At 34.4% G+C, this 25,760-nt stretch carries 23 protein-coding genes; 19 read left to right on the forward strand and 4 right to left on the reverse strand.

Annotated elements, in window-relative coordinates:
• Positions 1 to 195: 195 nt before the first annotated feature.
• The 4 genes from V7P73_RS10410 to V7P73_RS10425 are packed head-to-tail and all read left to right on the forward strand — an operon-like array spanning position 196 to position 4,260.
• Positions 196 to 1,695: a TlpA family protein disulfide reductase gene (locus V7P73_RS10410; protein ID WP_333853349.1), complete on the forward strand. Its 1,500-nt coding sequence runs from the start codon at positions 196 to 198 to the stop codon at positions 1,693 to 1,695.
• A gap of 7 nt (positions 1,696 to 1,702) precedes the next feature.
• Entirely contained in the window at positions 1,703 to 3,109 is a 1,407-nt protein-coding gene (gene rlmD, locus V7P73_RS10415) for a 23S rRNA (uracil(1939)-C(5))-methyltransferase RlmD (protein ID WP_333853352.1), read from the forward strand.
• Positions 3,110 to 3,143: 34 nt separating this feature from the next.
• Positions 3,144 to 3,626 (forward strand): DUF6452 family protein, encoded by a 483-nt coding sequence (locus V7P73_RS10420; protein WP_333853354.1) that lies wholly within the window; start codon positions 3,144 to 3,146, stop codon positions 3,624 to 3,626.
• A complete protein-coding gene (locus V7P73_RS10425; protein WP_333853356.1) occupies positions 3,592 to 4,260 on the forward strand; it encodes a DUF6048 family protein in 669 nt (222 codons plus the stop codon). Before V7P73_RS10420 ends, V7P73_RS10425 begins: the two co-directional genes overlap by 35 nt.
• Before the next feature lie 282 nt (positions 4,261 to 4,542).
• Here the strand turns inward: V7P73_RS10425 and sppA are convergent, their stop codons facing one another.
• The gene (gene sppA, locus V7P73_RS10430; RefSeq protein WP_333853358.1) at positions 4,543 to 6,288 is read right to left on the reverse strand and encodes a signal peptide peptidase SppA; all 1,746 of its coding nucleotides are present in this window, start codon (positions 6,286 to 6,288) and stop codon (positions 4,543 to 4,545) included.
• A 43-nt stretch (positions 6,289 to 6,331) separates the two neighbouring features.
• On the opposite strand from sppA, the gene folK reads away from it, so the two are divergent.
• From folK to V7P73_RS10470, 8 genes are all read left to right on the forward strand, one after another.
• Positions 6,332 to 6,727 (forward strand): 2-amino-4-hydroxy-6-hydroxymethyldihydropteridine diphosphokinase, encoded by a 396-nt coding sequence (gene folK / locus V7P73_RS10435; protein WP_333853360.1) that lies wholly within the window; start codon positions 6,332 to 6,334, stop codon positions 6,725 to 6,727.
• A 21-nt stretch (positions 6,728 to 6,748) separates the two neighbouring features.
• The gene (locus V7P73_RS10440) at positions 6,749 to 8,164 is read left to right on the forward strand and encodes an OmpA family protein (RefSeq protein WP_333853361.1); all 1,416 of its coding nucleotides are present in this window, start codon (positions 6,749 to 6,751) and stop codon (positions 8,162 to 8,164) included.
• 25 nt (positions 8,165 to 8,189) lie between these two features.
• Positions 8,190 to 9,626, forward strand: a complete 1,437-nt coding sequence (locus tag V7P73_RS10445) for an OmpA family protein (RefSeq protein ID WP_333853363.1) — start codon at positions 8,190 to 8,192, stop codon at positions 9,624 to 9,626.
• An 81-nt stretch (positions 9,627 to 9,707) separates the two neighbouring features.
• Positions 9,708 to 11,609: an ATP-dependent DNA helicase RecQ gene (locus V7P73_RS10450; protein ID WP_333853365.1), complete on the forward strand. Its 1,902-nt coding sequence runs from the start codon at positions 9,708 to 9,710 to the stop codon at positions 11,607 to 11,609.
• Positions 11,610 to 11,790: 181 nt separating this feature from the next.
• Positions 11,791 to 12,738, forward strand: coding sequence for a methionyl-tRNA formyltransferase (gene fmt / locus V7P73_RS10455; RefSeq protein ID WP_333853367.1), 948 nt, complete (start codon positions 11,791 to 11,793; stop codon positions 12,736 to 12,738).
• A 12-nt stretch (positions 12,739 to 12,750) separates the two neighbouring features.
• Positions 12,751 to 13,581, forward strand: a complete 831-nt coding sequence (locus tag V7P73_RS10460; RefSeq protein WP_333853369.1) for an endonuclease/exonuclease/phosphatase family protein — start codon at positions 12,751 to 12,753, stop codon at positions 13,579 to 13,581.
• 398 nt (positions 13,582 to 13,979) lie between these two features.
• Positions 13,980 to 15,854 (forward strand): M1 family metallopeptidase, encoded by a 1,875-nt coding sequence (locus V7P73_RS10465; protein WP_333853675.1) that lies wholly within the window; start codon positions 13,980 to 13,982, stop codon positions 15,852 to 15,854.
• A gap of 80 nt (positions 15,855 to 15,934) precedes the next feature.
• Positions 15,935 to 16,645 carry an FKBP-type peptidyl-prolyl cis-trans isomerase gene (locus V7P73_RS10470; RefSeq protein WP_333853371.1) on the forward strand — a complete coding sequence of 237 codons (711 nt, stop codon included), beginning with the start codon at positions 15,935 to 15,937 and terminating at the stop codon, positions 16,643 to 16,645.
• Positions 16,646 to 16,734: 89 nt separating this feature from the next.
• Here the strand turns inward: V7P73_RS10470 and clpB are convergent, their stop codons facing one another.
• The gene (gene clpB / locus V7P73_RS10475) at positions 16,735 to 19,326 is read right to left on the reverse strand and encodes an ATP-dependent chaperone ClpB (RefSeq protein ID WP_333853373.1); all 2,592 of its coding nucleotides are present in this window, start codon (positions 19,324 to 19,326) and stop codon (positions 16,735 to 16,737) included.
• Between the two features lie 440 nt (positions 19,327 to 19,766).
• Here clpB and V7P73_RS10480 point away from each other — a divergent pair, with 440 nt between their 5' ends.
• The 7 genes from V7P73_RS10480 to V7P73_RS10510 all read left to right on the forward strand — a co-directional run bounded on the left by V7P73_RS10480 (position 19,767) and on the right by V7P73_RS10510 (position 24,782).
• On the forward strand, positions 19,767 to 20,558 hold the full coding sequence (locus tag V7P73_RS10480; RefSeq protein ID WP_333853374.1) for an enoyl-CoA hydratase/isomerase family protein: 792 nt from the start codon (positions 19,767 to 19,769) through the stop codon (positions 20,556 to 20,558).
• Positions 20,559 to 20,981 carry a PaaI family thioesterase gene (locus tag V7P73_RS10485; protein WP_333853376.1) on the forward strand — a complete coding sequence of 141 codons (423 nt, stop codon included), beginning with the start codon at positions 20,559 to 20,561 and terminating at the stop codon, positions 20,979 to 20,981.
• Positions 20,982 to 21,060: 79 nt separating this feature from the next.
• A complete protein-coding gene (locus tag V7P73_RS10490; protein ID WP_333853378.1) occupies positions 21,061 to 21,678 on the forward strand; it encodes a hypothetical protein in 618 nt (205 codons plus the stop codon).
• Positions 21,679 to 21,735: 57 nt separating this feature from the next.
• Positions 21,736 to 22,026: a winged helix-turn-helix domain-containing protein gene (locus V7P73_RS10495; protein ID WP_027384765.1), complete on the forward strand. Its 291-nt coding sequence runs from the start codon at positions 21,736 to 21,738 to the stop codon at positions 22,024 to 22,026.
• A gap of 54 nt (positions 22,027 to 22,080) precedes the next feature.
• Positions 22,081 to 22,917, forward strand: coding sequence for a metallophosphoesterase (locus V7P73_RS10500; RefSeq protein ID WP_333853382.1), 837 nt, complete (start codon positions 22,081 to 22,083; stop codon positions 22,915 to 22,917).
• A 13-nt stretch (positions 22,918 to 22,930) separates the two neighbouring features.
• Positions 22,931 to 24,322, forward strand: a complete 1,392-nt coding sequence (locus V7P73_RS10505; protein WP_333853384.1) for a DUF4153 domain-containing protein — start codon at positions 22,931 to 22,933, stop codon at positions 24,320 to 24,322.
• On the forward strand, positions 24,285 to 24,782 hold the full coding sequence (locus V7P73_RS10510; protein WP_333853386.1) for a hypothetical protein: 498 nt from the start codon (positions 24,285 to 24,287) through the stop codon (positions 24,780 to 24,782). The genes V7P73_RS10505 and V7P73_RS10510 overlap by 38 nt, the downstream gene beginning before the upstream one ends.
• A gap of 126 nt (positions 24,783 to 24,908) precedes the next feature.
• Here V7P73_RS10510 and aroQ read toward each other — a convergent pair whose 3' ends face one another.
• Both aroQ and V7P73_RS10520 read right to left on the reverse strand, forming a co-directional pair.
• On the reverse strand, positions 24,909 to 25,316 hold the full coding sequence (aroQ, locus tag V7P73_RS10515) for a type II 3-dehydroquinate dehydratase (protein WP_333853387.1): 408 nt from the start codon (positions 25,314 to 25,316) through the stop codon (positions 24,909 to 24,911).
• A gap of 27 nt (positions 25,317 to 25,343) precedes the next feature.
• Positions 25,344 to 25,685, reverse strand: coding sequence for a DUF5763 domain-containing protein (locus V7P73_RS10520; RefSeq protein WP_333853388.1), 342 nt, complete (start codon positions 25,683 to 25,685; stop codon positions 25,344 to 25,346).
• Positions 25,686 to 25,760 lie beyond the last annotated feature (75 nt).

Raw genomic sequence — 25,760 nt, forward strand, 5'->3', positions numbered from 1 at the left:
AAAAATTATTGTGTTTACATCGAAATAAAAAAAGAAATGCTGTTAGACGGATTCTATATTTTAATTGTGTATCATTAAATTAATTACAAATACACATGATTTTTTCTATTTATCTGTTAATCTTTTTATAAAAATGTTGTTTTCATTTTTTTTAAGTTCTTAATTAGATTATTTTTGCACAAATTAATTTTTAAAATGAAAAAATACTTATTTCTTCTTTTAATTGCTTTTATGGCAGTATCTTGCTCTAAAGTTAAAGTTGAAGGAAATATTAAGGGAGGTTCTCCTTTGGAAAGAATAGAATTTATAGAAGCTTCTGGTGTTGCTACTTTACCATTGGTCAATCTTGGTGTGGATGATAAAGGAAACTTCAAAGGAGAATTCAATGCACCCAAAAATGGTATGTATGCGATGACTTACGCTGGGAAAATGAATTTTATTTATCTTAAAAAAGGTCAAACTTTAAAGGTTTCTGGTGATGCTGTATCATTTCCTGAAGTTTTTAAAATTGAAGGTGATGCTAAGAAAAATAATGACTTCATTGCAGAAACTCAAAAATATCTTCAGTCTTACAGTTCTAAATTGAATATGCAATTGCTTCAGAAAAAAGAAGCTGATTTCTTAACTGAAATTAAAAAAGTTCATTCTGATCTTGAGAAAAATTTGGACGAAACAGCTGATAAAATTGGTCCAGATAATGATGTGGTTAAACTTAAAAAAGATGAGTTAACAACTAATATTTTAACTTTCTTAGTTCAGTATGAATCTACTCACGGACAAACAATTGGTGATCCATCCTTCAAAGTGTCTAAAGTTTTTACAGATTATGAAAAATCTTTGACTGTGAATAATGATAGAATGGTAGAAAACCTTCCAGTTTATAGAAATTATCTTTTGAACAAGGTAGGTCAGGATTTTCAAAACTTTGCAGTTAAGCAGAAAGATAAAAACAATGTAAGTATGTCTGCAATTTTTGCAAGATTCTTAGCAAATAATAAGGAGATGTCTCAGAAGACAAAAGATTATTTATTAGCTTTTGTTATTGCTAAATTTGATCTTAATCCTTATACAAGTGAGGTAGAAAAAGTACAAAAAGTTAGCGAAGAATATATCAAAGATTCTGAAGTTAAGAAAGATTTGAAGTCTGCTATCAATGCTGTTTTTGGATTGAAGAAAGGAGAAGTTGCTCCAAAAGTAAATCTTGTTAGATTGGATGGGAAATCTGGAACTATTGAATCAAATGGTAAACCAACTTTGGTAATGAGTTATGCGTCTTGGAATCCTTACATTGGACAATCTACAATTCCTGTTTTAAAAGAAGTAGTTAATTTCTACAAAGCTAAAGTTAACTTTGCATTTGTAAATCTTGATGATACTAAAGAACAATTTACTAAGACGGCTAATGCTCTATTGAAAGGAATTCCTGGAACTAATTATTATGCTGAAGGTGGACTAGCTTCTGATTATGCTAAGAAATTCTTTATCTACGGATTCAAAATTCCTGGATTTTTCTTGATTGATAAAGACGGAAAAGTGGCTAGCCAAACTTTTTATAATCTTGGTGATGCTAAGTTTGTGGAAGAAATGAACAAAATATCTGGTTTACAAGCACCGTCTGTAAATCAAGGTGCACAATTACAAAATGATCTGTTGCAACAGGCTCCTGCAAATGCAGACTCTGCAGCAACAAAATAAATATTAGATGAAGAGAAAAAAGAATCTGATTCTTGAAAATATCAAACTCCTTTCTGCAGGTGCGAAAGGAGTTTCTGTTGGTAAGACTACAGAAGGAAAAACCGTTTTGGTTTCCGGTGCAGTACCTGGAGACGTGGTGAATGTTAGAGTCAAGAAAGCGAAAAGTAATTATTACGAAGGCGAAGCTGTAGATATTTTAGAATATTCTGAAGATCGAGTTGAACCAAAGTGTATCCATTTTGGAACTTGTGGTGGTTGTAAATGGCAGAATATTGCCTATGAAAAGCAACTCGATTTCAAGCATAGTGAAGTTGTAAATAATATCACGAGAATCGGTGGTGTCTCTGGATTTGATATTATTCCAATTTTGGGTTCGGAAGAACAATATTTCTACAGAAACAAAATGGAGTTTTCTTTTTCCAATGCACGTTGGTTGACTCAATATGAAATTAGTTCAGAAGAGAATTTTGGAAATAGAGACGCTTTAGGTTTCCATATTCCTGGGATGTGGAGCAAGATTCTTGATTTGAAAGAATGTTTCCTGCAAGAAGATCCATCAAACCAAATTAGATTAGCTGTTAAAAAATATGCAGTTGAAAACGGTTTGGAATTTTATGATGTGAAAGCTCAGGAAGGTTTCTTAAGAACTTTGATGATGCGTCAGAATTCTAGAGGAGAATGGATGGTTCTTTTCCAGTTATTTAAGGAAATGAAAGCAGAAAGAATCAAATTATTCGATTTTCTTTTAAGCCAATTCCCACAAATCAAAACTCTTGTATTTGCAATCAATCCAAAAGGAAATGACAGCATCTATGATTTAGATATCCAAACATATTTTGGAGAAGGTTTTCTTTATGAAGAAATGGATGGACTTAAATTCAAGATCGGACCAAAATCTTTCTTCCAGACCAATTATCGTCAAGCATTAGAACTTTACAGAAAAACTTTAGAGTTTGCTGAATTGACCGGTGATCAAGTGGTTTATGACCTTTATACAGGAACAGGAACGATTGCTCAATATGTTGCGAGAAACGCAAAGCACGTCATAGGAATCGAAGCAGTGCAAGAGGCAATTGATGCAGCCATAGAACACGCAGAACTGAATGGTCTTAACAATACTACTTTCTATGCTGGTGATATGAAAAATGTCTTCAATGATGAGTTTCTAGCCAACCATCCAAAAGCTGATGTTCTGATTACAGATCCGCCAAGAGATGGGATGCATCAGAAAGTTGTTGAGCAAATCCTGAAGTTAGCACCAGAAAGAATCGTTTACGTAAGCTGTAATTCTGCAACGCAAGCCAGAGATATTGCATTGATGAAAGATGATTATGAGTTGGTAAAAATTCTTCCTGTTGATATGTTTCCACAAACGCATCACGTAGAGAATATCGCTTTGTTAATCAAAAAATAAGATTTAATTTTATACTAAATTCTAACATCAGATAATGAAGAATTTAATATTGTTTTTCGGGTTTTTATTACTTCTCACAAGTTGTGGAGGAGATGATGATATCTGTCTGAGTGCTGATTCTACACCGAGATTGAAGCTAAAGTTCAAAAGTTCAGCCAATACGAGTAATCAATTGGTTAGAATTGATACACTTTATGTAGATGTTGATTATGGCAAAACCGATTTAACCAATATCATTACAGCACAAGCCAACGTGGATTCTATTTTTGTCCCGATGAGAGTTGATGCTTCTCCTTATACTGATATTTATTTTAGAACAAGAAAAGAAGGGCCTAGAAGTAAATTGAGAATTAATTATACAACGAAGGCAATTTATGTTTCGCCAGCGTGCGGTTATAAAATTAATTATGAAAACCTGAATGCCGAGCTTTTGGAAAGTAATCCTGTACAAAATGTTGAATCCAATCATACTTCATTAACTGATGAAACTAGAATCAATTATTATCTTCGTTTTTAGTCTATTCTGTATCTCTACTTATTCTCAGAATAAAGCTGAAGAAAAAAAATCAGATTCGATTAAATGGCAATATAAACCCAACCTTACCGTAGGCGTTGATGTGCTGAATCTTGGAACAGGTTTTTTCAGTGATAGAAAGTTATTTCAAGGCTATGTCTCAAGTAGGATCAATAAAAGAGTTCATGCTGTTATAGATTTGGGTTACGACAAAAATGTTTACCAAAAGAATGGCTACGATGCAAAAGCCGATGGGATTTTTGCTAAAGTTGGAGGATTTTATATGTTATCTATGGATCCGGAAAATGACCTGAACGGTTTCTACGCTGGTGGAAAATTAGCAGGTAGTTTCTACAATCAAGAATATATGGCAATTCCTGTCAAAGGAATGAACAGTGAAGGTGTAACTATTGGTTTTGATCCTTCTACGCAAAGCAGTTATTGGATAGAAGCCATGTTGGGTGCTAGGGTTCAGGTTTTTGAAAGTAACTTCTTCATAGATGTGAATTTGCAGCCTCGATATTTAGTTTATACCACCAAACAAGACGAGATAGAACCAATGATTGTTCCTGGTTTTGGAAGAAGTTCAGGGAGTTTCACGATGGGATTTAGCTGGAGTTTAGCTTACAAATTTTAGAACAATACAACAAACATAAAAGTCCGCCATAGAGCGGACTTTTTTTATGATTGAGCAGCTATATCCGTCTTCCACTCCCAAACCTAACGAAGTAGTTCGACGAAGTCAATCTTTTCATTCCACTTCGTTGCGTAAAAAGAATTTCCGCTCAAACCGGGCTGCGGATTCAATATCTAAACAACCTTTGGATTTCAATTTAAATCAATGCAGATAAATCATTAAAACAAAAAAGCACAAAACCGATAAAGGCTTTGTGCTTTTTGAATATTAATGTTCTAAATATTAGTTAATCTTTATACTGAAAGGACTTTCCATCATTATAGCAGATTTGGTATTAGGATCTGTAATGTGTTGGAAAATCTTGAAATTCTCTTTTCCGATTTTGTTTTTAATCATCCTTGTAGAGAAATCTTCCTCAGTCTCAGCAGAGAATATTTGCTCGAATTTTGAAACTTTCGCAGGGTAAGCAGCAACGCCATAAGTTTTAAGGTTAGCAGATTTTGCAGCATAATTAACCGCATCTTGCAAAGAACCCAACTCATCTACCAAGCCAATTTCTTTACCACGAACACCAGACCAAATTCTTCCGCCACCAATGGCATCGATTTGTTCAAAAGATTTTTTTCTGTTCAGCGTTACAAAATGCACAAATCTCTGATAAGTAGATTCTACGCTTCTAGTCATTATATTCAACGTCCCCGGAGTTAATCCATTGATTGTCGAAATCATATTAGAGTTGGCATTGGTAGAGACGATATCGCTTCTGATTCCGTTTTTCTCTGCCAATTCTTTGAAATAAGGAACGACTCCGAAAACACCAATCGAACCTGTTAAAGTATTAGGCTCAGAGAAAATTTTATCAGCGCCCATCGCAATATAGTAACCTCCGGAAGCTGCGTAATCTCCGAAAGAAACTACGACCGGTTTTTTTCTTTTCAACTGTTGCATTTCGAAAAGAATCTCGTCAGAAGCATTAGCACTTCCGCCAGGAGAATTAATTCTGAAAACCACAGCTTTCACATCATCATCTTTCTGAAGTTTCTTGATTTCTTTTACAAAGTTTTCAGAATAGATTCCGTCATAACCTTTTCCGTTATAGATAGCTCCTGAAGCATACAGAATTGCAATTTTTTTACTGTCACTGTCAGAATTTAATGATTGAGAATATTTGGCAAAAGAAATTTTGTTGAGTTTCTTATCTGTATCGATATTCAGTTTTTTCTTGATGATGTTATCGTATTCAGATTTTTGAATGAGTTGATCTGCTAGTTTATATTTAAGACTCAAATTCGGCAAATAGCTGTAAAGGCTGTCAGTAATTGTATTGAGTTCAGCAACAGGAATATTTCTTGAATTTGCAATTTTAGATGAAGTATTAGACCAAATATCATTCAATAAAGTTGATAATTGTTCTTTATTTTCGGGAGAAATTTCATCTCTTAAAAACGGTTCAACTGCCGCTTTGAATTTCCCATGACGGATTACCTGAATTCCTATTCCGTATTTCTCAGCAAAGTTCTTGAAGAATGTTACTTCTGTTGAAAGTCCTTTCAATTCGATCAATCCAGCAGGGTTCAAGTAATATTTGTCAGCCACGGAACCAAGATAATAAGCACCTTGAGAAACTGCATTTCCATAAGCATACACAAATTTGCCACTTTTCTTGAAATCCTTCAGGGCATTTCTAATATCATCTAACTGAGTCATCCCGGCATTGATGTTATCCACTTCCAAACTGATTCCTTTTATCTTATCATCAGTTTTCGCATTTTCTATAGCTTTCAAAACATCATAAAGCAAAACCGGAGTTTGCTCAGATTTGAATGCGAAAATTTCTTCCTGATCTTCAGAAGGGCTGTCAATTATTTTTGTTTTTAAATCAAGAGTGAGAACAGAATTTGATTTTACATCTGTCCCTCCAGATAATGATGATATAATAATGAATCCAATAAAAAATAGGAAAAAACCTGCTGTTACAATGAAAATTGCTGTTAAATTTGCTAAAACTAATTTGAAAAAACTTTTCATCTAATTATATTATTTGGTCTATATGTCGTACAATGATGTTGTTTTGTTACTTGGAAGTAATATAAATAATCCAGAAAAAAACATTGAAATTGCTATTGAAAAAATAGAAAATCAACTGGGTTTAATATTAAATAAATCTGAATTAATAATAACAAAACCTGTAGGGTTTGAAAGTTATAATAATTTTTGTAATATTGCAATTAAATTAAAAACACAATTTTCACCTATAAAACTACTTTCCGAAGTAAAAGTGATTGAGGAGAATATGGGTCGTGTAAGCGATTCTGCTGTTCTAGGGGCTTATCAGGATAGGATTATTGACATTGATATAATATTATATAACAATATAAAATTTAGTTCTAAGCGATTAATTATTCCTCATCAAAAGAATCTTTACGAAAGAGATTTTGCAAGAAAACTCATTAATGAGGTGGAATGAATTTTTATAACACAGATGACTATGATGAAAAAACTATTACTCTTTTTCTTATTACCATTTCTTGGTCATGCACAGACCAATGACGATAATACTAGACCCGAAACTCAATCATTTAACAACAAAAGCCGACTTTTCAAAGATTGGTCTATCTCTGTTGGTGGTGGAACATCTTTTATGGCCAACGCGGATCTTACATCTTTTTACGATGGTAAAGTCAATTGGGGATGGAATGGCTATGTTAGTTTGGACAAACAAATTAGCCACACATTCGGGCTCTCCTTGATGTACACCAGAGGGCAGACTAAGCAAAAAGCTTATTTGAATGATGCTGCTGGCGTTGCCAATGGTAACACAAAGTTTGACCAAATTGCCTTATTGGGAGATATCAACTTCTCAAATCTAATGAGAAGAACAGATAATAAGTCTCCATTCCGTTGGGCTTTACATGGTTATGCCGGTGTTGGTTTTATTGGATACAAAACATTTTTGCAAGATAATGACGTGTATAGCAGATGGCCTGTGGAGATCGAACAAATGAATATCGCAAGTTTCACATACACTGGTGGAGTAGGATTGAAATATAATATTTCAAGATTACTTGATATAGAATTAAGAGTTTTATATCTTATCAGTGGAGATGAGGAATTTGACGGTGGCGGATGGTCAAGAACAGATACAGGATATAACCAAATTAATGATTCTTATACAGATAATGCTTGGTTATTTAATTTAGGTTTATCATTTAAATTAGGAAAACATCAAGATCATTTACGTTGGGTAGATCCTTTACAAGGTGCATATGCAAAAGCAGCTGCTTTGGAAGAACAGTTTAAGGATTTCAATGTTTGCGAAAAAGGAGATCAGGATAATGATGGTGTTTGTGACGATTGGGACAGACAATTGGATACGCCGGCAGGAGCAAGAGTTGATGGAGCAGGTGTAGCTTTGGATACTGATTTAGATGGTGTTATTGATCTTAATGACAAATGTGTTACTGTTCCTGGACCTATTCAAAATAACGGTTGTCCACTAGAAAGTACATCTCAGGTTTTACCAGTTAAAGAAGTGGCTATTGATGAAATCAACAAGTATTTCAATGGGATAGAATTTGAGCTTAACAAAGATGTCATCAGACCAAAATCTTTCCAGGATCTTAATAAAGCAGCTGACATTATTAAAACTTTAGGTGCTGATAGTCAATTTGTAGTTGTAGGTGCTACTGATTCCCGAGGATCTATTCAGTATAACAAAAAATTATCACAAGCAAGAGCTAATGCAGTTTTAAAATATCTTACAGATAAAGGTGTTTCTTCAAATATCTTAACTGCTGAAGGCAGAGGTAAAGAAGACTTGAAATATACAGAATGCGATCCGGCAACAAAATGTCCGGAGTGGAAGAATGAAGCTAACAGAAGAGTATATTTCGTGGCAAAATAAATAACTGGAAAAAAACATTTAAAATATGAAACAAAATTTATTATCATTAGTAGCAATAGGATTATTGTTGCCTATGAGTTTAGCAGGACAGGAGGTGTCGACAGATGCTAATTCTGGATCTCAAAATGTTTCTCCGTTTACACAAGAGTCTAAAAAATTCAATGATTGGTCTATTTCAGTTGGAGCAGGTGTACCATTGATGCAGTCTGCAGATATGACATCTATAAAAAACGGAAATGGTAAAAACCTTTTTGGATATTCTGCTTACATCAGTGTAGATAAAGTTATAACTCATGCCTTTGGTCTTAATTTACAATATGATCGTGGAGAAACAAGACAAGGTCAGGTTAATACAAAAGATCATAAACCTATAGAGGGAAAGTATCCGGCTGGTAGAACTCAGTATGATGCAATTTCAATTTTAGGTGATATTAATTTTTCTAACCTCCTGAGAAGAGTAGATAATAAATCTCCTTTCAGATGGGCATTACATGGTTATGCAGGTATTGGTACTTTAGCTTATAGATCTTACAGACAAGATCCAGGACCAGTGTATAATCAAACACTTAATTATGAAAAGAAACCTTTCAAATTAGGTTCACTTTTCGGTCAAGCAGGTGCAGGTCTAAAATTTAAAATCAATAATAGATTTGATATAGAAGGAAGATTAATGTATGTTGTTACAGGTGATGATGAGTTTGATGGAGCGGGAGTTGGTCAAAATGGATATAACTTAACAGAAGATCAAATTTCTGATAACTTCTTCAACGGAACTTTAGGAATTACCTTCAAACTAGGAAAACACGAATCTCACTTGATGTGGCACGATCCTTTACAAGAAATCTATTACAAACTAGATGTTCTTAATGACAAAACTCAGGATCTTGAAGTTTGTAAAAAAGGAGATGTAGATAACGACGGCGTTTGTGATGATTGGGACAGACAGTTAGATACACCTGCAGGAGCTAGAGTAGATGGAGCAGGTGTTGCATTGGATGTAGATTTGGATGGTGTAATCGATCTTTATGATAAGTGTGTAACGGTTCCAGGACCAGTTGAAAATCAAGGTTGTCCTGATCCTTCCTATACAAATACAGGAGTTGTAACAGATGGAGAAAGAATTATGAAAGGAATCGAATTTGATTTGAATTCTGACAGAATTTTACCTTCTAACACACCAATCTTGACTCAAGCTATTAATTATATTAATTCATCTAATTCTAACTTCAAGGTAATTGGAGGTACGGATACAAGAGGTACAGAACAATATAACCAAAAGCTTTCTGAAAGAAGAGCTAACAATGTAAAAAATTATCTAATCCAAAACGGTGCAGATAAAGCTAAGCTAGAAGCTATTGGAAGAGGAGAAAAAGATCTTCTTTATCCAGAATGTGAACCAGCTGAAAAATGCCCTGAGTGGAAAAACAGAGCAAACAGAAGAGTATATTTTGAATCTAAATAAAATATATTTCAAATAAATTAAAAACCGTTTCGTTTATTGTGAAACGGTTTTTTTATGTTCAGGAATTGATTAAATTTACAAATGCTTTCTTCTACAGAATCACAAGATAGACTCATTCATAAGACACTCAAACAATTTTGGGGGTTCGATGAGTTTAGGTCTTCTCAGAAAAATATTATTCTTTCATTGATTAATGGAAAAGATACTTTGGCATTGTTGCCAACTGGCGGAGGAAAATCGCTTTGTTATCAATTGCCTGCAATAGTTTTAGAAGGAACTTGTATTGTCATTTCTCCTCTTTTAGCTTTGATGCGGGATCAAGTAGATTCTCTTCAATCGATTGGAATCGAAACCGAATTATTGAGTTCTGATCTAGACGAATTCGAGGAAGAATCTGTTTATAATCGATGCAAAGACGGATTGATAAAAATTCTTTACATTTCTCCGGAAAGATTGCAAAATCAATTATTCATCAGAAATATTCAGGAGATTGATGTTTCTTTTATTGCGGTTGATGAAGCGCATTGTATTTCAGAATGGGGTTCAGATTTCCGACCAAGTTATCAGAATATCAAAAAATTCAGACAGGAATTTAAAAATGTACCTTGTCTGGCCTTAACAGCTACTGCAACCAATCAAGTGGTTGATGAGATTGTAAATAAGTTAGGACTCCATCAACCTCAGATTTACAAACAAAGTTTTAAAAGAGATAATCTCAATATCATTGTTGAAAATACTTCTAATAAGTATAACAGGATTTTAGAATTCCTGAGACAAAATCCTTCTTCAGGAATTATCTATACAAGAACCAGAAAAGAAGCGGAAGAATTAACTTATTTCCTTAAAAATAATAATTTCCAAAATGCTGATTTTTTTCACGCGGGATTACCTTCAGCTGAAAAAGAAAAGCTTCAGAAAAAATGGATTAGCAGTCAGTTTCATGTTTTGGTTTCCACCAATGCTTTCGGAATGGGAATCGATAAAGAGAATGTGAGGTTTGTCATACATTTGTCGCCATCTTCCACAATTGAAAATTATTATCAGGAAATAGGAAGAGCTGGCAGAAATGGTGAGGAAGCGTTAGTTTTGATGCTCTGGAACGAACAGGAAATTAAACAAATCGACGATGTTTTCAAAAACCAAATTCCAAACAAAAAGGAATATGAGAAAATACTGACTTACCTCTACTCAATTTTTCAAATTGGCGATAACGACTGGCCGGAAAAAACCTTTCAGCTTGATCTCAATAAAATTAAAAATTTAACAAAATTATCAATCGCAAAAATCAAAAATATTCTGACTTTTCTGAATAATCAGGAACTGGTTTATTATAAAAATAATATCTCAGCCTCCACTGTTCAGAGTTTTGTTCAGTCGGATGAGCTGGAGCAATTGGCTTCTTCAGATGCTTATTTTATGGAGTTGTTGTTTAGGAATTTACCTGGTTTGGCAATTCAGAAAGTGCATTTCAGTGATATGGCTTTTTGCAAGAAAAACGGATTCGACCTTCAGAATTTCAAGTTCAAATTATTGCAGTTGCAGAAAGCCGGACATTTGGAATATCTGGACGGAAGCCTCCATTCCATTAAGTTCTTGAAACCTCGTAATGATCGCTATTTGTTCGGAGGATATTGGATGCTTTTTCATAACATTCAGAAAAATAAACTCAGAAAATGGGAAGAAAACAAATTCTATATTCAGGATTCCGATTTCTGTAAAATGAAACTCATTCTCAGTTATTTTGGGGAACGAGATGCGGAAAATTGTGGAAAATGTTCGGTTTGTAGAAAGAGAACCAACTCCAAAAGAACCTTATCTTCCGATATTGCTCAACAATTGTCGAACCGACCGATGTCTTTGGATGAGATGGCAGCAAGTCTCAATTTTTATTCCAAAGAATCTATTTCGGAAACCTTGATTTTCCTTTTGGACATCGGAAAAGTCAAAATGTTGAATTATAAAACTTATATGCTCAATCAATAATAATTTTAGTTTGGGCAGCAATTTCCGCCTTCCGCTCCCAATCTTTTTTGCAATAAGATTTCAGATAAACTAGAAATTCAATCAAAGCAAAAAAGGATTTCCTCTCAAGTCGGGCTGCGAGCGATTCGACTAAAAAAATTAATTATCAACTATCAATTATCATTTATCTATTATAAAAGCAATGACTAAATCTCTTAATATCGTTTTTTTCGGAACTCCCGATTTTGCAAAAGCTTCTTTGGAAGCGATATTCAAATCTCATCACAAAGTGGTTGGCGTTGTAACAGCGGCTGACAAAGCAAGTGGAAGGGGAATGAAGCTCACGCCTTCGCCTGTGAAAGTTTTTGCAGAAGAAAATAATCTCAACCTTTTCCAGCCAGAAAAACTGAGAAACCCAGAATTCTTGGAATCAATCAGAAACTTAAATGCAGATGTTTTTGTTGTTGTGGCTTTCAGAATGATGCCTCAGGTTTTGTTCTCGATTCCGAAATTGGGGACGTTCAATCTGCACGGTTCTTTGTTGCCGGATTATCGCGGTGCAGCGCCAATTAATTATGCAGTCATCAATGGAGAAACCAAATCTGGTGTAACCACATTTTTCATTAATGAAAAAATTGATGAAGGTAATATTCTGCTTCAGGCTGAAACCGAAGTTTTACCGGAAGATAATGCAGGAACTTTGCACGACAAATTAATGGTAATCGGTGCTGATTTAATTATTGAAACTTTGAATGGGTTGGCAGAAAATTCCATCACAGAAAAACCTCAACCTGAAAAAGAAAATCCGAAAACAGCTTATAAAATCTTTAAAGAAAATCTGAAAATCGATTGGAATCAAAGTTCCGAAACGATTCATAATTTCGTGAGAGGAATGTCGCCTTATCCTACAGCTTTTACGATTTTGAAAATTGGAGAAGAAGAAAAATCACTGAAAATCTTCAAAGGGCATTTTGAATTGGAATCGCATTCGAGAGAAGCTGGAGATTTTGATATTTCTAAAACTGAGTTCAAATTCTATACAAAAGACGGACTCTATTATCCGGAAGATGTTCAAATCCAAGGAAAGAAAAGAATGCCTATCAAAGATTTTCTTAACGGAATTCAGAATTTTGAAGATTATAAAAAGTAAAAATATTTTAAAATGAAAAAATTATTTTTCGGATTATTATTGGCATCTAAGCTTTTCTTTTCACAGGATTTGAAAGTGATGACTTACAACATTCGTCTTTCTGTAGATAGCGACAAAGAGAATTCTTGGAACAATAGGAAAAATGAAACTATGGCGCTGATGTCTTATTATCACCCGGATTATTTCGGGGTTCAGGAAGCGGTTCCACAACAAATGACTGATATCAAAACAACATTGACGGATTATGATTATGTTGGCGTTGGAAGAGATGATGGGAAAAATCGAGGCGAATATTCGGCAATTTTCTATGACAAGAATAAACTGGAAGTTATTAAATCCGGAACATTCTGGTTGAGCGAAACGCCAGAAAAACCTTCAAAAGGTTGGGACGCCGCTTACAACAGAGTTTGTACTTATGCGTTTTTCAAAATTAAGAAAACTGGGAAACAATTCTTGGCGATGAACCTGCATTTTGACCACGTTGGTGACGTTGCAAGAGTGAATTCTGCAAAACTGATTCTTGAAAAAATCAAAGAACTGAATTCGAAAAATCTTCCATTAACTTTGACAGGAGATTTTAATTTGACGGATGATTCTGAACCAATCAAAATTATTTCTAAATCACTAACCGATTCCTATTACAATTCCCAAAAACCACATTACGGGCCAAAAGGAACTTGGCAAAATTTTGATATCAATACACCTTCTACCGAGCGTTTGGATTACGTTTTTGTAAAAGGATTCGATGTGTTGTCCAACAGAACAATTAATGACAGACGAGAAAATCTTCTTTATCCGTCCGACCATTTTCCGGTTTTGACAGAGATTAAGTTTAAGAAATAGACATAAAAAATCCTCTTTCATAAGAGTATTTTTTTTATGCGTGGAGTTTGTCATTTCGTAGGAATCTAAACATAGTTAGTAATAGTCTAGATTCCTACGAAATTACAAAATTATGTTTTAGGATAACTGTTATATGAATGCCGGATCTGCAGCCTGACTTATCTCTGATTTCTTATTTATTTTATTTGAATTTATGAATCTCGTTCCTCGATTTGAGCGAATGTCCTTTTTAATCAACGAAGTGGAGTGAAAAAAATGGAAGTTCTTCGACAAACTCAAATAAACTACAAACGGATTAAGTAGCCCAAATAATTAGTTTTAATTCTCTATTTTTGATACATGTATTTTATATTTCCCCTAAAAATTAAATTGATTTTGTAAAATTGAAATTAAATCTGATTAAAAAATTAAGAATTAACAAACTATTATTAGGATTGTTGCTGATAGGAACGACAGTGTCTGCGCAGGAATTGTATATGCCGAGAAATATCAAGAAAGCTTATGCCAACGGAACACGGGATATATCCGGAAAGCCGGGGAAAAACTATTGGCAGAACAAGGGTGTTTATGATGTGAATGTGAAAGTGGATGCTAAGACGAAGATTGTTTCTGGTTCTGAAACGATTAAGTATTCCAATAATAGTCCGGATGAGCTGAAGGTTTTGGCCATCCGATTTGTGAATAATGTTAATAAACCACAATCTGGAAGAGCTGGATATAGTTCTAAAGATGCTTTGACGGAGGGACTTAAAATCAAATCTTTATCCATCAATGGTGAAAAGTATAATATCAACAGTGATGACTGGTCAACGGTGGAAGCTGTGAAATTAACAAAACCTTTAGCTTCAAAATCTAATACAGAAATTAAAATCGATTGGGAATATCCATTGGCCAAAGAAAGTGGAAGAGAAGGGCAAATAGATCCGGAGACTTTTTATGTGGCTTATTCTTTCCCAAGAGTTTCTGTTTATGATGATTACAATGGCTGGGATATGTTACAGCACAACGGACGACAGGAGTTTTATAATGATTTCAACGATTATAGTTTTTCTATTTCTGCGCCTAAGAATTTTGTGGTTTGGTCAACTGGTGATTTCCTAAATCCTGATGAAGTGCTTCAACCTGAATATCTGAAACGTTATAAAGAGTCTTTGAAATCAGATAAAATTATCCACGTTGCGAATGCTGACGAAATGAAATCTGGAAAAGTGACGAAGCAAAATGAGTGGAATGAGTGGAAATTCAAAGCTCATCATATTGTTGATTTTTGTTTTGCATTAAGTAATCATTACGTTTGGGACGCCTCGAGTGTTCAGCTAAAAACCAAAAGAGCAAGTGTACAATCTGCTTACAATGTCGGTGCGAAAGATTTTGAAAAATATACAGAATGGATACGTTATAACCTAAAATGGTTTACCGACAATTGGCCAGGTGTGGAATATCCTTTCCCGGTAATGACCGCTATCCAAGGTTACGCTGATATGGAGTATCCGATGATGATAAACGATACAAGTATCCCAGATGATTTGCAGGATGCGAGGCTGACGGCTGACCACGAGATTGCGCACACGTATTTCCCTTTTTATATGGGAATCAATGAAACGCGATATGCTTATATGGACGAAGGTTGGGCGACCACTTTGGAATACCTGATTGGGATTGATGAAAATGGACAGGAAGCGGCGGATAAATTTATGAAGAACTTCCGTGTGAAACGTTGGATTAATGATGCTTCTACAGAACAAGACCAACCGATTATTACGCTGAGTTCTCAGCTTTCTGGAGCGGGTTATGGGAATAATGCTTATGTAAAATCGGCGTTGTCTTATTTGGCTTTGAAAGATTATTTGGGTGATGACTTGTTCAAAAAAGCGCTTCATCACTATATGGATAATTGGAACGGGAAACATCCAATTCCTTGGGATTATTTTAATTCTATGAATGCTGGTTCTGGTAAAAATCTGAATTGGTTTTTTAATAATTGGTTCTACACGAATAATTATATTGATTTGAAGATCAATTCTGTTTCTCAGGAAAAGAATCAGATGGTTTTGACGGTTGATAATGTGGGTGGATTTGCGATTCCCTTTGATGTGGTTTTGATTTATGAAGATGGGACGACTGAGAAAGGACACTTTACGCCAATGGTTTGGGAGAAAGACCAAAAATCAACAAGTTTGAATATTCCGGTTAAGAAGAAAATCAAGTCTGTGAATCTGGATGGTGGGATTTTTATGGATTATACGGGGCAGGATAATTTGAAAAATTTATAATAGAAAATTTATCTGTAGCAGAGATAATTCTTTAATAAATGATAGATTTGCAGACTAATTATAATTAACAAAATTATCCAATGAAAAGACTGACTATCGCATTGTTTTGCGTAGCTACACTTAGTATCATTTCTTGTGCTAAGGACGGAGATAAAAAAGATGACAGCAAATATACCGACGAGCAAAAAGCGTCTTATTACATAGGAATGAGTATCGCTCAAAATATGAAACAAGAAGGCTTCAAAGTAGATGCAGAACTTTTGGCTCAAGGTATCAAAGAGGAAATGGACAGCACGAAGAAAAAAATGTTGCCAGCTGAAGAGATGAACAGCTTTATGCAGGAATTTATGATGAAGCAACATCAAAAGAAACAATCCGAAGCAAATGCGCAAGGCTCTGAAAATAAGAAAAAAGGTTTGGAGTTTCTAGCTAAAAATAAGACTAACCCAAAAGTAAAAACTACGGCTTCTGGCTTACAGTACGAGGTTTTACAAGAAGGTAATGGTAAAACAAAACCAAAAGCATCCGACGTTGTACAAGTAAAATATACCGGAAAATTGTTGGATGGAACTGTCTTCGATTCTACAGACAAAAATGGTGGTGCGCCAGCAGATATTAATCTAGGAATGGTCATCAAAGGATGGACAGAAGGAATCCAATTGATGAGCAAAGGTTCTAAATACAGATTTTACATCCCTTCGGATTTAGCTTATGGAGATCAAGGCGCCGGAGGTGCAATTCCTGGAGGTTCTACGATTATTTTTGATGTGGAATTGGTGAATATAAAATAAAATCTGATTCAATAAAGTCAAAAACCTCAGCTGAATAGCTGAGGTTTTCTTGTTTAAAATAGTATTTAATATGAAGAAAAATTTAACTCTTATTCTACCGGTCTGAAAACCAAACCTGTTTCCTCAAAATAATCTAAAGTGATTCTGTCGCCGTCATTTACATTTCCTGCGAGAATTTCTTTGGATAATTTATTTAAAACTTCCTGTTGAATGACTCTTTTCAATGGTCTTGCTCCAAAAACTGGGTCGTAACCTTTGTTAGTAAGATAATCCAAAGCATCTTGTGTTGCGGTCATAATGATGTTACGTTTTGCTAACATATCATTGAAACCTCTTAGTTGATATTGTACGATTTTTCCGATTTCTTTTTTTCTTAATGGCTGGAACAACACTGTTTCATCAATTCTGTTCAAGAATTCCGGGCGAAGTGTTTGTTTTAATAAATCAAAAACCTGAATTTTGGTTTTATCAACAATTTCATCCTGATTCTCCTCCGTGATATTTTCAAAATTTTCCTGAATAATGTGCGAACCCAAATTCGAAGTCATAATGATAATCGAGTTTTTGAAATTCACGACTCTACCCTTGTTATCAGTCAAACGACCGTCATCCAAAACCTGCAATAGAGTATTGAAAACATCTGGATGCGCTTTTTCAATTTCGTCTAAAAGCACTACTGAATAAGGTCTTCTTCTGACCGCTTCCGTCAATTGTCCACCTTCATCATAACCAACATATCCTGGAGGCGCTCCAACCAATCTGGAAACCGAATGACGTTCCTGATATTCACTCATATCGATTCTCGTCATATTGTTTTCATCATCGAATAAAAACTCTGCCAATGCCTTTGCAAGCTCGGTTTTTCCGACTCCGGTTGTTCCTAAGAATAAAAAACTTCCGATTGGTTTTTTATCATCACTCAATCCCGCTCTGTTTCTTCTGATGGCATTGGCAACAGCTTCAATGGCTTCTTCCTGACCGACAACTCTATGATGAAGTTCGGTTTCAAGATGTAACAATTTTTCTCTTTCAGATTGAAGCAGTTTGGTAACAGGGATTCCTGTCCATTTTGCAATTACTTCAGAGATATTTTCAGAAGTCACTTCTTCTTTAATCAATTCATTCTGATGATTTTGCATTTCCAGTTCAAGTTTCTGCAAAGCATCTTCTTTCTCCTTGATTTTCCCGTATTGAATTTCTGCAACTTTCGCATAATCTCCAGCTCTGGAAGCACGCTCAGCTTCCAATTTTAAAGCTTCTATATCTTTTTTAATCTGAGTAAGATCTTCAGATTTTTGTTTTTCTTTTAGCCATTTTGCATTGATTTCATTTCTCTGTTCAGAAATTTTAGCAATATCCTCTTTTAAATGGTCAATTTTCGTCTGGTTTCCTTCTCTCGAAATTGCTGCTAATTCAATTTCCAACTGCATCAATCTTCTGTCTAAAACATCCAGTTCCTCAGGTTTTGAATTGATTTCCATTCTTAATTTAGCAGAAGCTTCATCAATCAAGTCAATCGCTTTATCTGGTAAAAATCGATCTGAAATATATCGTTGAGACATTTCCACCGCAGCAATAATCGCTTCGTCTTTGATTCTTACTTTGTGATGCGCTTCGTATTTATCTTTAATTCCACGAAGGATGGAAATTGCCGATTCAGTATCCGGTTCTTCCACCATTACTTTCTGGAAACGTCTTTCTAAAGCTTTATCTTTTTCAAAATATTTTTGATATTCATTCAAAGTCGTTGCTCCGATTGCTCTTAATTCTCCTCTGGCTAAAGCAGGTTTCAGAATATTCGCCGCATCCATCGCACCTTCACCGCCTCCGGCTCCTACTAAAGTATGGATTTCATCAATGAAAAGAATAATCTGTCCGTCTGATTTAATGACCTCGTTAACAACAGATTTCAGACGTTCTTCAAATTCACCTTTGTATTTTGCACCGGCAATCAAAGCACCCATATCCAAAGAATACAAAGTTTTATCCTGCAAATTTTCAGGGACATCGCCGTTGATAATTCTGTGGGCAATTCCTTCAGCGATAGCGGTTTTACCAACGCCTGGTTCTCCAATCAGGATTGGATTATTTTTGGTTCTTCGTGAAAGAATTTGCAAAACTCTTCGGATTTCTTCGTCACGACCAATGACTGGATCCAGCTTTCCTTCTGATGCTAATTCGTTGAAGTTTTTTGCGTATTTATTTAAAGATTGATAAGTCTCTTCTGAGCTTGCAGAAGTCGCTTTTGAGCCTTTTCTTAATTCTTTGATTCCGCCTTCCAAAAGATTTCTGGTAACGCCCATATCTTTCAGCATCTTAGAAACTTCTGAATTGGTTTCTATTAATGAAAGCCATAAATGCTCAATAGTTACATACTCATCACCCATTTTTTTAGCAATGTTGGGCGCATCCAACAAAACTTTGTTTGCCGATTGTGAAAGATAGATATTCCCTCCCTGAACTTTCGGAAGTTTTTCTAAATTTTCACGGTTGCGCTCTCTTACCAAAGTCGCATCTGCTTCAGATTTTTTCAATAAGAAAGGCGATATATTTTCATCTACCTGGAAAATTCCTTCTAGTAAATGTTGAGGTTCAATCTGCTGGTTGCCAAACTCCATTGCGACTTGTTGTGCAGCTTGGATGGCTTCTTGTGATTTTACGGTGTATTGATTTAAATTCATATTATATGTATTTTTGATTTCTTAATTTTTGTTTCAATTTAAGATTTTAGACATCAGATTTCAGACCATAAGAGTAAGCTATATATTAATTTTTACTCAGATTTTCTAATTTCTAATGTCTTAAACCTATTCAATCATTTAATTCGGAAATATTATTTCAAAAACCATTCAATTGTATTATTTTTAAAAATATTAGACAAAATTTCCGAATTATTAAATTTCATATCAATTAATCAGGACAAAATTTCCCAAAAATTAAATTTTTGATGAAAAATTATTGTCAATTTGTAACATTTTTTCGAAAATATTAATAGAAAGTCTTGAGTGTTGCTCTTGGTTTTTTGTTGTTTATTGAATTTAAATTATGTCAGTCTTTTTAAATTTCTAAATCTAATTTTATAAGTCTTCAAATAGTTTTATATTTGGAGAAAACCAATATTATGTATTCACAAATAGAGATAGATTCCCAATTCGATGGAAAACTGCAATTGATTTATCTTAATCAGCCCGATAGTTACAACAGTCTTACCCAAGTAATGTTGGGAGAATTGCGAGATGCGGTTAACAAATTCAGTAATGGTCAGAATGTAAGATGTGTTGCCATTGCTGGAAAAGGAAAAGCATTTTGTGCCGGGCAAAACTTGAAAGAAGCTTTAGAATTTGATGAGGATGACAGAACAATCCAGAGATTTGTGATCGAATATTATAATCCTTTGGTTCTGGAAATTGTTAAATGTAAAAAACCAGTCATTGCTTTAGTTAATGGACCAGCTGTTGGAGCAGGAGCAATGTTAGCTTCAATTTGTGATTTTACTTTGGCGACAGAAAGTTCTTATTTCTCATTTGCTTTCGCTAATATTGGTTTGATTCCCGATACGGCCGGAACTTATTATTTACCAAAGTTAGTAGGAAGACAATTGGCAAGTTATTTATCTTTTACTGGGAAAAAAGTTCCAGCGACAGAAGCTAAAAAAATAGGTTTGGTTGCTGATGTTTTTTCAGATTCAGAATTTGTAGAAAAATCTATGGAGGTTTTGACACAGCTTTCTCACGCAGCAACAGCTGCACTTTATCTGACTAAAAAAGCATTTAATAAATCATACACCTTAACACTTTCTGAACAGTTGGATTATGAATCCATTATTCAACAAGATGCAGCAGAAACCGAAGATTTCAAGGAAGGAGTTGCGGCTTTCATCGAAAAACGTTTGCCAAATTATAAAGGAAAGTAAATGAACGCAAGAGAAACGGCAGAATATATGTTTGAGAAAGATTTGTTTTCTCAATGGCTGGGAATTGAACTTGTAGAAATAAAAGATAATTATTGCCTTATAAAAATGCCTGTTAAACCCGAAATGATTAATGGTTTAGGAACTGTTCACGGTGGCGTTACATTTGCTTTTGCAGATTCGGCATTGGCGTTTTCTTCCAATAATTCTGGCGAAGCTGCAGTGGCGCTCAATTGTTATATTAATTTCACAAAAGCAGCAAAAAATGGCGATGTTTTAACGGCGGAAAGTATTCTTTTGAATGATACTAGGAAAACGGCTATCTATGATATCACAATAAAGAATCAGAATGATGAGGTTGTGGCAGGTTTCCGTGGAACAGTTTATAAAATTGGTAAGAAGGTTACGGATCTTAAAGTTCTATAGAAAAATAATATATAAAAACTTCAAAATTTATTTTGGAGTTTTAAAATAAATTATAACTTTGTAATTCAAAGTTCTTTTTATGGAATCGAAAAATTATCAGGAAGAGTTAGCGCATATCCGTCAAATGATGGAACGCAGTTCTAGATTTATTTCATTAAGTGGTTTGTCTGGTGTGATTGCTGGGATTGTCGCCTTGCTTGGCTCTGTTTACGTTTATTTTATTTTCCAAAGAGAAGGAATTGATTACTTTGATGGAGAAAGAAATATTTATACGCCAGCTTTAGCTCAGGAGCTATTCTTTATTGCATTGGTAATTTTGATCTTGGCAATTTCCAGTGGTTATATTTTCACAGCTAGAAAAAGTAAAAAGAAGAACCTGAAGATTTGGGATTCGATTACGAAGAAACTGTTATTCAATTTTGCAATTCCGTTAATTGCAGGCGGTTTTTTTTGCATCGCACTTTGGTATCATCATTATTTTCCTTTAATTGCGCCATCAATGCTTATTTTCTATGGATTGGCTTTGATTAATGCAGAAAGATACACATTGAGCGATATCAAATATCTTGGAATCTGCGAAGTCATTTTAGGAATTATCGCATTATTTTGGCTTGGTTGGGGATTGATATTCTGGGCGATTGGTTTTGGATTTCTGCATATTTTTTATGGGATTTTGATGTACAGAAAATACGATTAGATTCATAATTAAATCTATTTTCAAATTATCTCATTATTATATTATCAAATTAGTAAAATGCTTAACATCAATCAACTCAACAAAGAATTCGAAAGCCGTGTAAGATTGGGCATTATGTCCGTTCTTATGGTCAACGACTGGGTTGATTTTACAGAAATGAAAAACCTGCTGAATGCCACAGACGGAAATCTTGCAAGTCATAGTTCCGCTCTTGAAAAAGCCGAATATATAGAAATCAAAAAAGAGTTTGTAGGTAAGAAACCGAAAACATCATATCGTGTGACGCAGAAAGGTAGAGATGCTTTCACAGAACATATCAATAACTTAGAAAAATTGTTGGGAAGATAACTCCCGATTTTTTTTGAAAACTAACTTTGTAATTCAAAGAACTTTATAGAATTTATGACCAGAAAATCATTCATCAAAAAATCCTTACTCGCAACAGCAGGTTTATCATTATTCTACAGTTGGCAGATAGAACCATTTATGTTGGAGTTTGTAAAACAAGACTTACCAATCAAAAATCTACCTTCAAAACTTCATAACAAAATCCTGATGCAGATTTCAGATTTGCACGTCGGCAATCGTTTCGATTGGAATTACTTGATTGATTCTTTTAGAAAAGCGAAAGCATACAAGCCAGATTTTGTGGTTTACACGGGCGATTTTGTCTGTTGGGAAGATAATCCTGAACAATTTGAACAATTGAAAAACGTAATGAAAGAAGCCGTTCACGGAACTCTTGGAACAGTTGCGATTCTAGGCAATCACGATTATGGCGCAGAATGGAGAGAAGAATATGTTGCGGATGAGGTTTCAAAAATTCTGACAGATTCCAAAATTCAAATTCTTCGGGATGAGAAAGTGAATTTATCAGGACTTAATATCTATGGTTTCGAAGAATTGTGGGGAATGAATTTCCATCCTGAGAAATTAACAAAAACTATTAATCCAGATGAAGCCAATCTCGTCCTTTGTCACAATCCCGATGTCTGTGATTTGGATGTCTGGAACAATTATCAAGGTTGGATTTTGTCAGGTCATACACACGGAGGACAATGCAAGCCTCCATTTCTTCCGCCATTAATTTTGCCTGTTAAAAACAGAAAATATACTTCTGGAATTATCGATTTGCAAGACGGGAGAATGCTATATATCAACCGTGCGTTGGGACATTCTTATCAGGTAAGGTTCAACTGTAGACCAGAGATTACATTATTTACACTTAAATCAATTTAAAAAAATCATAATTATGAAAAAACATCATTTAATTTTCATCACAGTTTTGGCAGTTATCATTTTCTTTTATAAGGAATATATTGCGCTCAACCTCGGTATTTTTGGAATCTTGCTGAGTGTTTTAACTTATTCTCAAACAAAAATCGAATCTAGAACAAGGACGTTTTTGACTCTTTTTGTAACCTCAATTTTTTCGTCTTTAGCATTTGCTTGGTTTGGCGATGCTATTTCGTTTGTCGCTGTTTTTGTCTCTGTATTTTTGCTGAGGTTCAAAGGCACTTACCCGAAACTAAAACCATTTCTATATATTGAAGTTCTATTGTTGAATCTTTTCACATTCTTGGGAAGAGTTTTCAACATAGAGCAATGGTACGGGAAATCCAAAGAAAGAAGTTTTGCGAAAAAGCTCATTGCAATTATTCTGATTCCAGCGTTTTTTATCTCAATTTTCTTTTTCATTTATGCACAGGGAAGTGATCATTTTGCCAATTTGTTCAGAGATTCCGAGCTTGAGTTTCAACCTTTGACGTTTATTGTCTTGGCGATTATAGGATTTTACATAGGATTTATTTTCTGGAATTTCGGAGTCGAGCGATTCATTTTCAAACAAAACAGATACTTGAACGACGATTTTTCAGGCTTAGTCAAAATTCAAAAACCAACATTTTCTTTCCTTGATATTGATTCTGAAAGAATTAGTGGATTGATTTCTTTTTCTGCGCTAAATATTCTGCTTTTGATTTTCATCGCGACTTATAATTATGAACAGTTTTTCGAAGTCACAAAATCTGCCGTCGGTTTGAGTGCCGAAACGCACGAGCGAGTGAATGCTGTGATAATGTCAATCGTGATGGCGATTCTCGTGATTTTATTTTATTTCAAAAAAGGATTTAATTTCGATGATAAAGCTAAATCTTTGAAAATTTCTGCTAAGATTTGGATAGTTTTGAATGCTGTTTTGGTAATTTCAGCATCACTTAAAAACTCAGAATATATCATCAATTATGGTTTGACCTACAAACGTTTGGGTGTTTATGCATTTTTGATGATGGCTTTGATTGGTTTGATTTTTACATTCATCAAAATCCAGAAAAATATGACCAACGCTTTCCTTTTCAACAAAATGTTTTGGGCTTGTTATGGCTTGATTTTGGTTTGCAGTTACGTCAATTGGGGCGGAATTATCACGTCCAACAATATCAAAAGAAAGGATTTTGCGGACAATTATCACTTGGTCTCCATCAATTATAACGAACAAAATTTGCTGGATTACGCCGAGAAAACCTCAAATTCCGAAATGAAAAATCAACTCAAAAAAAGAATCGAATCTTATCAAAAAGAATCTTTCCTCTCAAAAATTTTATATTATGAATTTATTAATATCGAAAAACCAAAAACTAAATAGTTTAAAATATTGGGCACTGATTCCATTATTTTTGGTTGCCTGTAAAAAAGAACCGGAAATCAAAGAACAGAAAGTAGATACTGTTACCACGATTGAAAAACCGATTGATTCACTATCAACAATTCTGAAAACAGAAAAAGAATCCAATCAAAATATCGTTACAGTTGATGCTTCAAAAATGCCAATCCGACTGAATTTGGAAATCACAAACCCTAATGACCAGATTATTCTGAGATTGGAAAACCTTAATCAAACAAAAATCAAAGGTTATTTGAAAACGGAAAAACCGATGAATATTAGATTCAATCAAATCAGAATGCCGGACAACACTTTCGACGGACCATTTTCTCAAACGATTGAATATGATACAAAACAAAAAGGAGAATATTGGCTGATACTAGCGAAAAGCAATATGGCAGACGGAACGCCAGTCGGAAAGTTCTTCGTCAAAATAGAATAAACGAAAAAGAATCTCAATTGAGATTCTTTTTTTATTTTCAGTTCTCGCTGATTGAGCAAATGTTACTATTTTTTTTAAATTATTATCAGCTTAATCTGTAAAATCTGTGAGAGATTACATTATAAATTATACAAAACTTTGGATTGCTAATTTGTAACCCTTCATTCCAAATCCAGATATAACCGCATCACAACTTTCAGCTGTCACAGATTTCTTTCGGAATTCTTCACGCTTGTAGATATTACTGATGTGAACTTCTACTTTCGGTTTGTTGATATTCTTCAAACAATCTGAAATCGCGTAAGAATAATGGGTAAAAGCACCAGGGTTAATTATCACTGCTTCGAAATCATCTTCTTGTAATCTGTTAATCAATTCACCTTCAATATTGGATTGATAATAAAAAAATTCATCAGTAGAGAATTCACTCTTCAAATCATTTAGATAGTCTTCCATAGAAACAGAACCGTAGATTTCTGGTTCACGAGTTCCAAGTAAGTTGAGATTTGGGCCGTTTATGATTAGGATTTTCATTCAGAATATTTTATCAAAGATATAAATTTATGGTTGATGCTGAAAGCAAAATCCATTTCCAATACTTGTCCGATGTTTGCATCTGCTGCCACTTTTTGTTGTGCCTTTGCATTGAACAGTGGTTTCTGTTCCTCCTGTTTTCTTAGTACTAAAACTGGATATCCCTAACGCAGAAACTGGTTTGCAAATCTTACAAGCAGATAATCCTTTTTCTAAAGCTGAACTAAGGTCTGTTTTGTTGGAAACATTCTTAACCATTCTACAATTTGCTGTATGATACTTTTCTCCGCTTGGAGTGAAATAAACAGTTTGAGAAGTGATGAAAATGAAACCAAAAAGAAAGAATAGAAGTGAAAATGATGATTTCATAATAAAGAATATTCAAAAAAATAAAAAATCCTTCAGAAATTTCTGAAGGATTTTTAAGTAGCCCGTAGGGGAATC

It is taken from the genome of Epilithonimonas sp. (assembly GCF_036780765.1).
Lineage (GTDB): Bacteria > Bacteroidota > Bacteroidia > Flavobacteriales > Weeksellaceae > Epilithonimonas.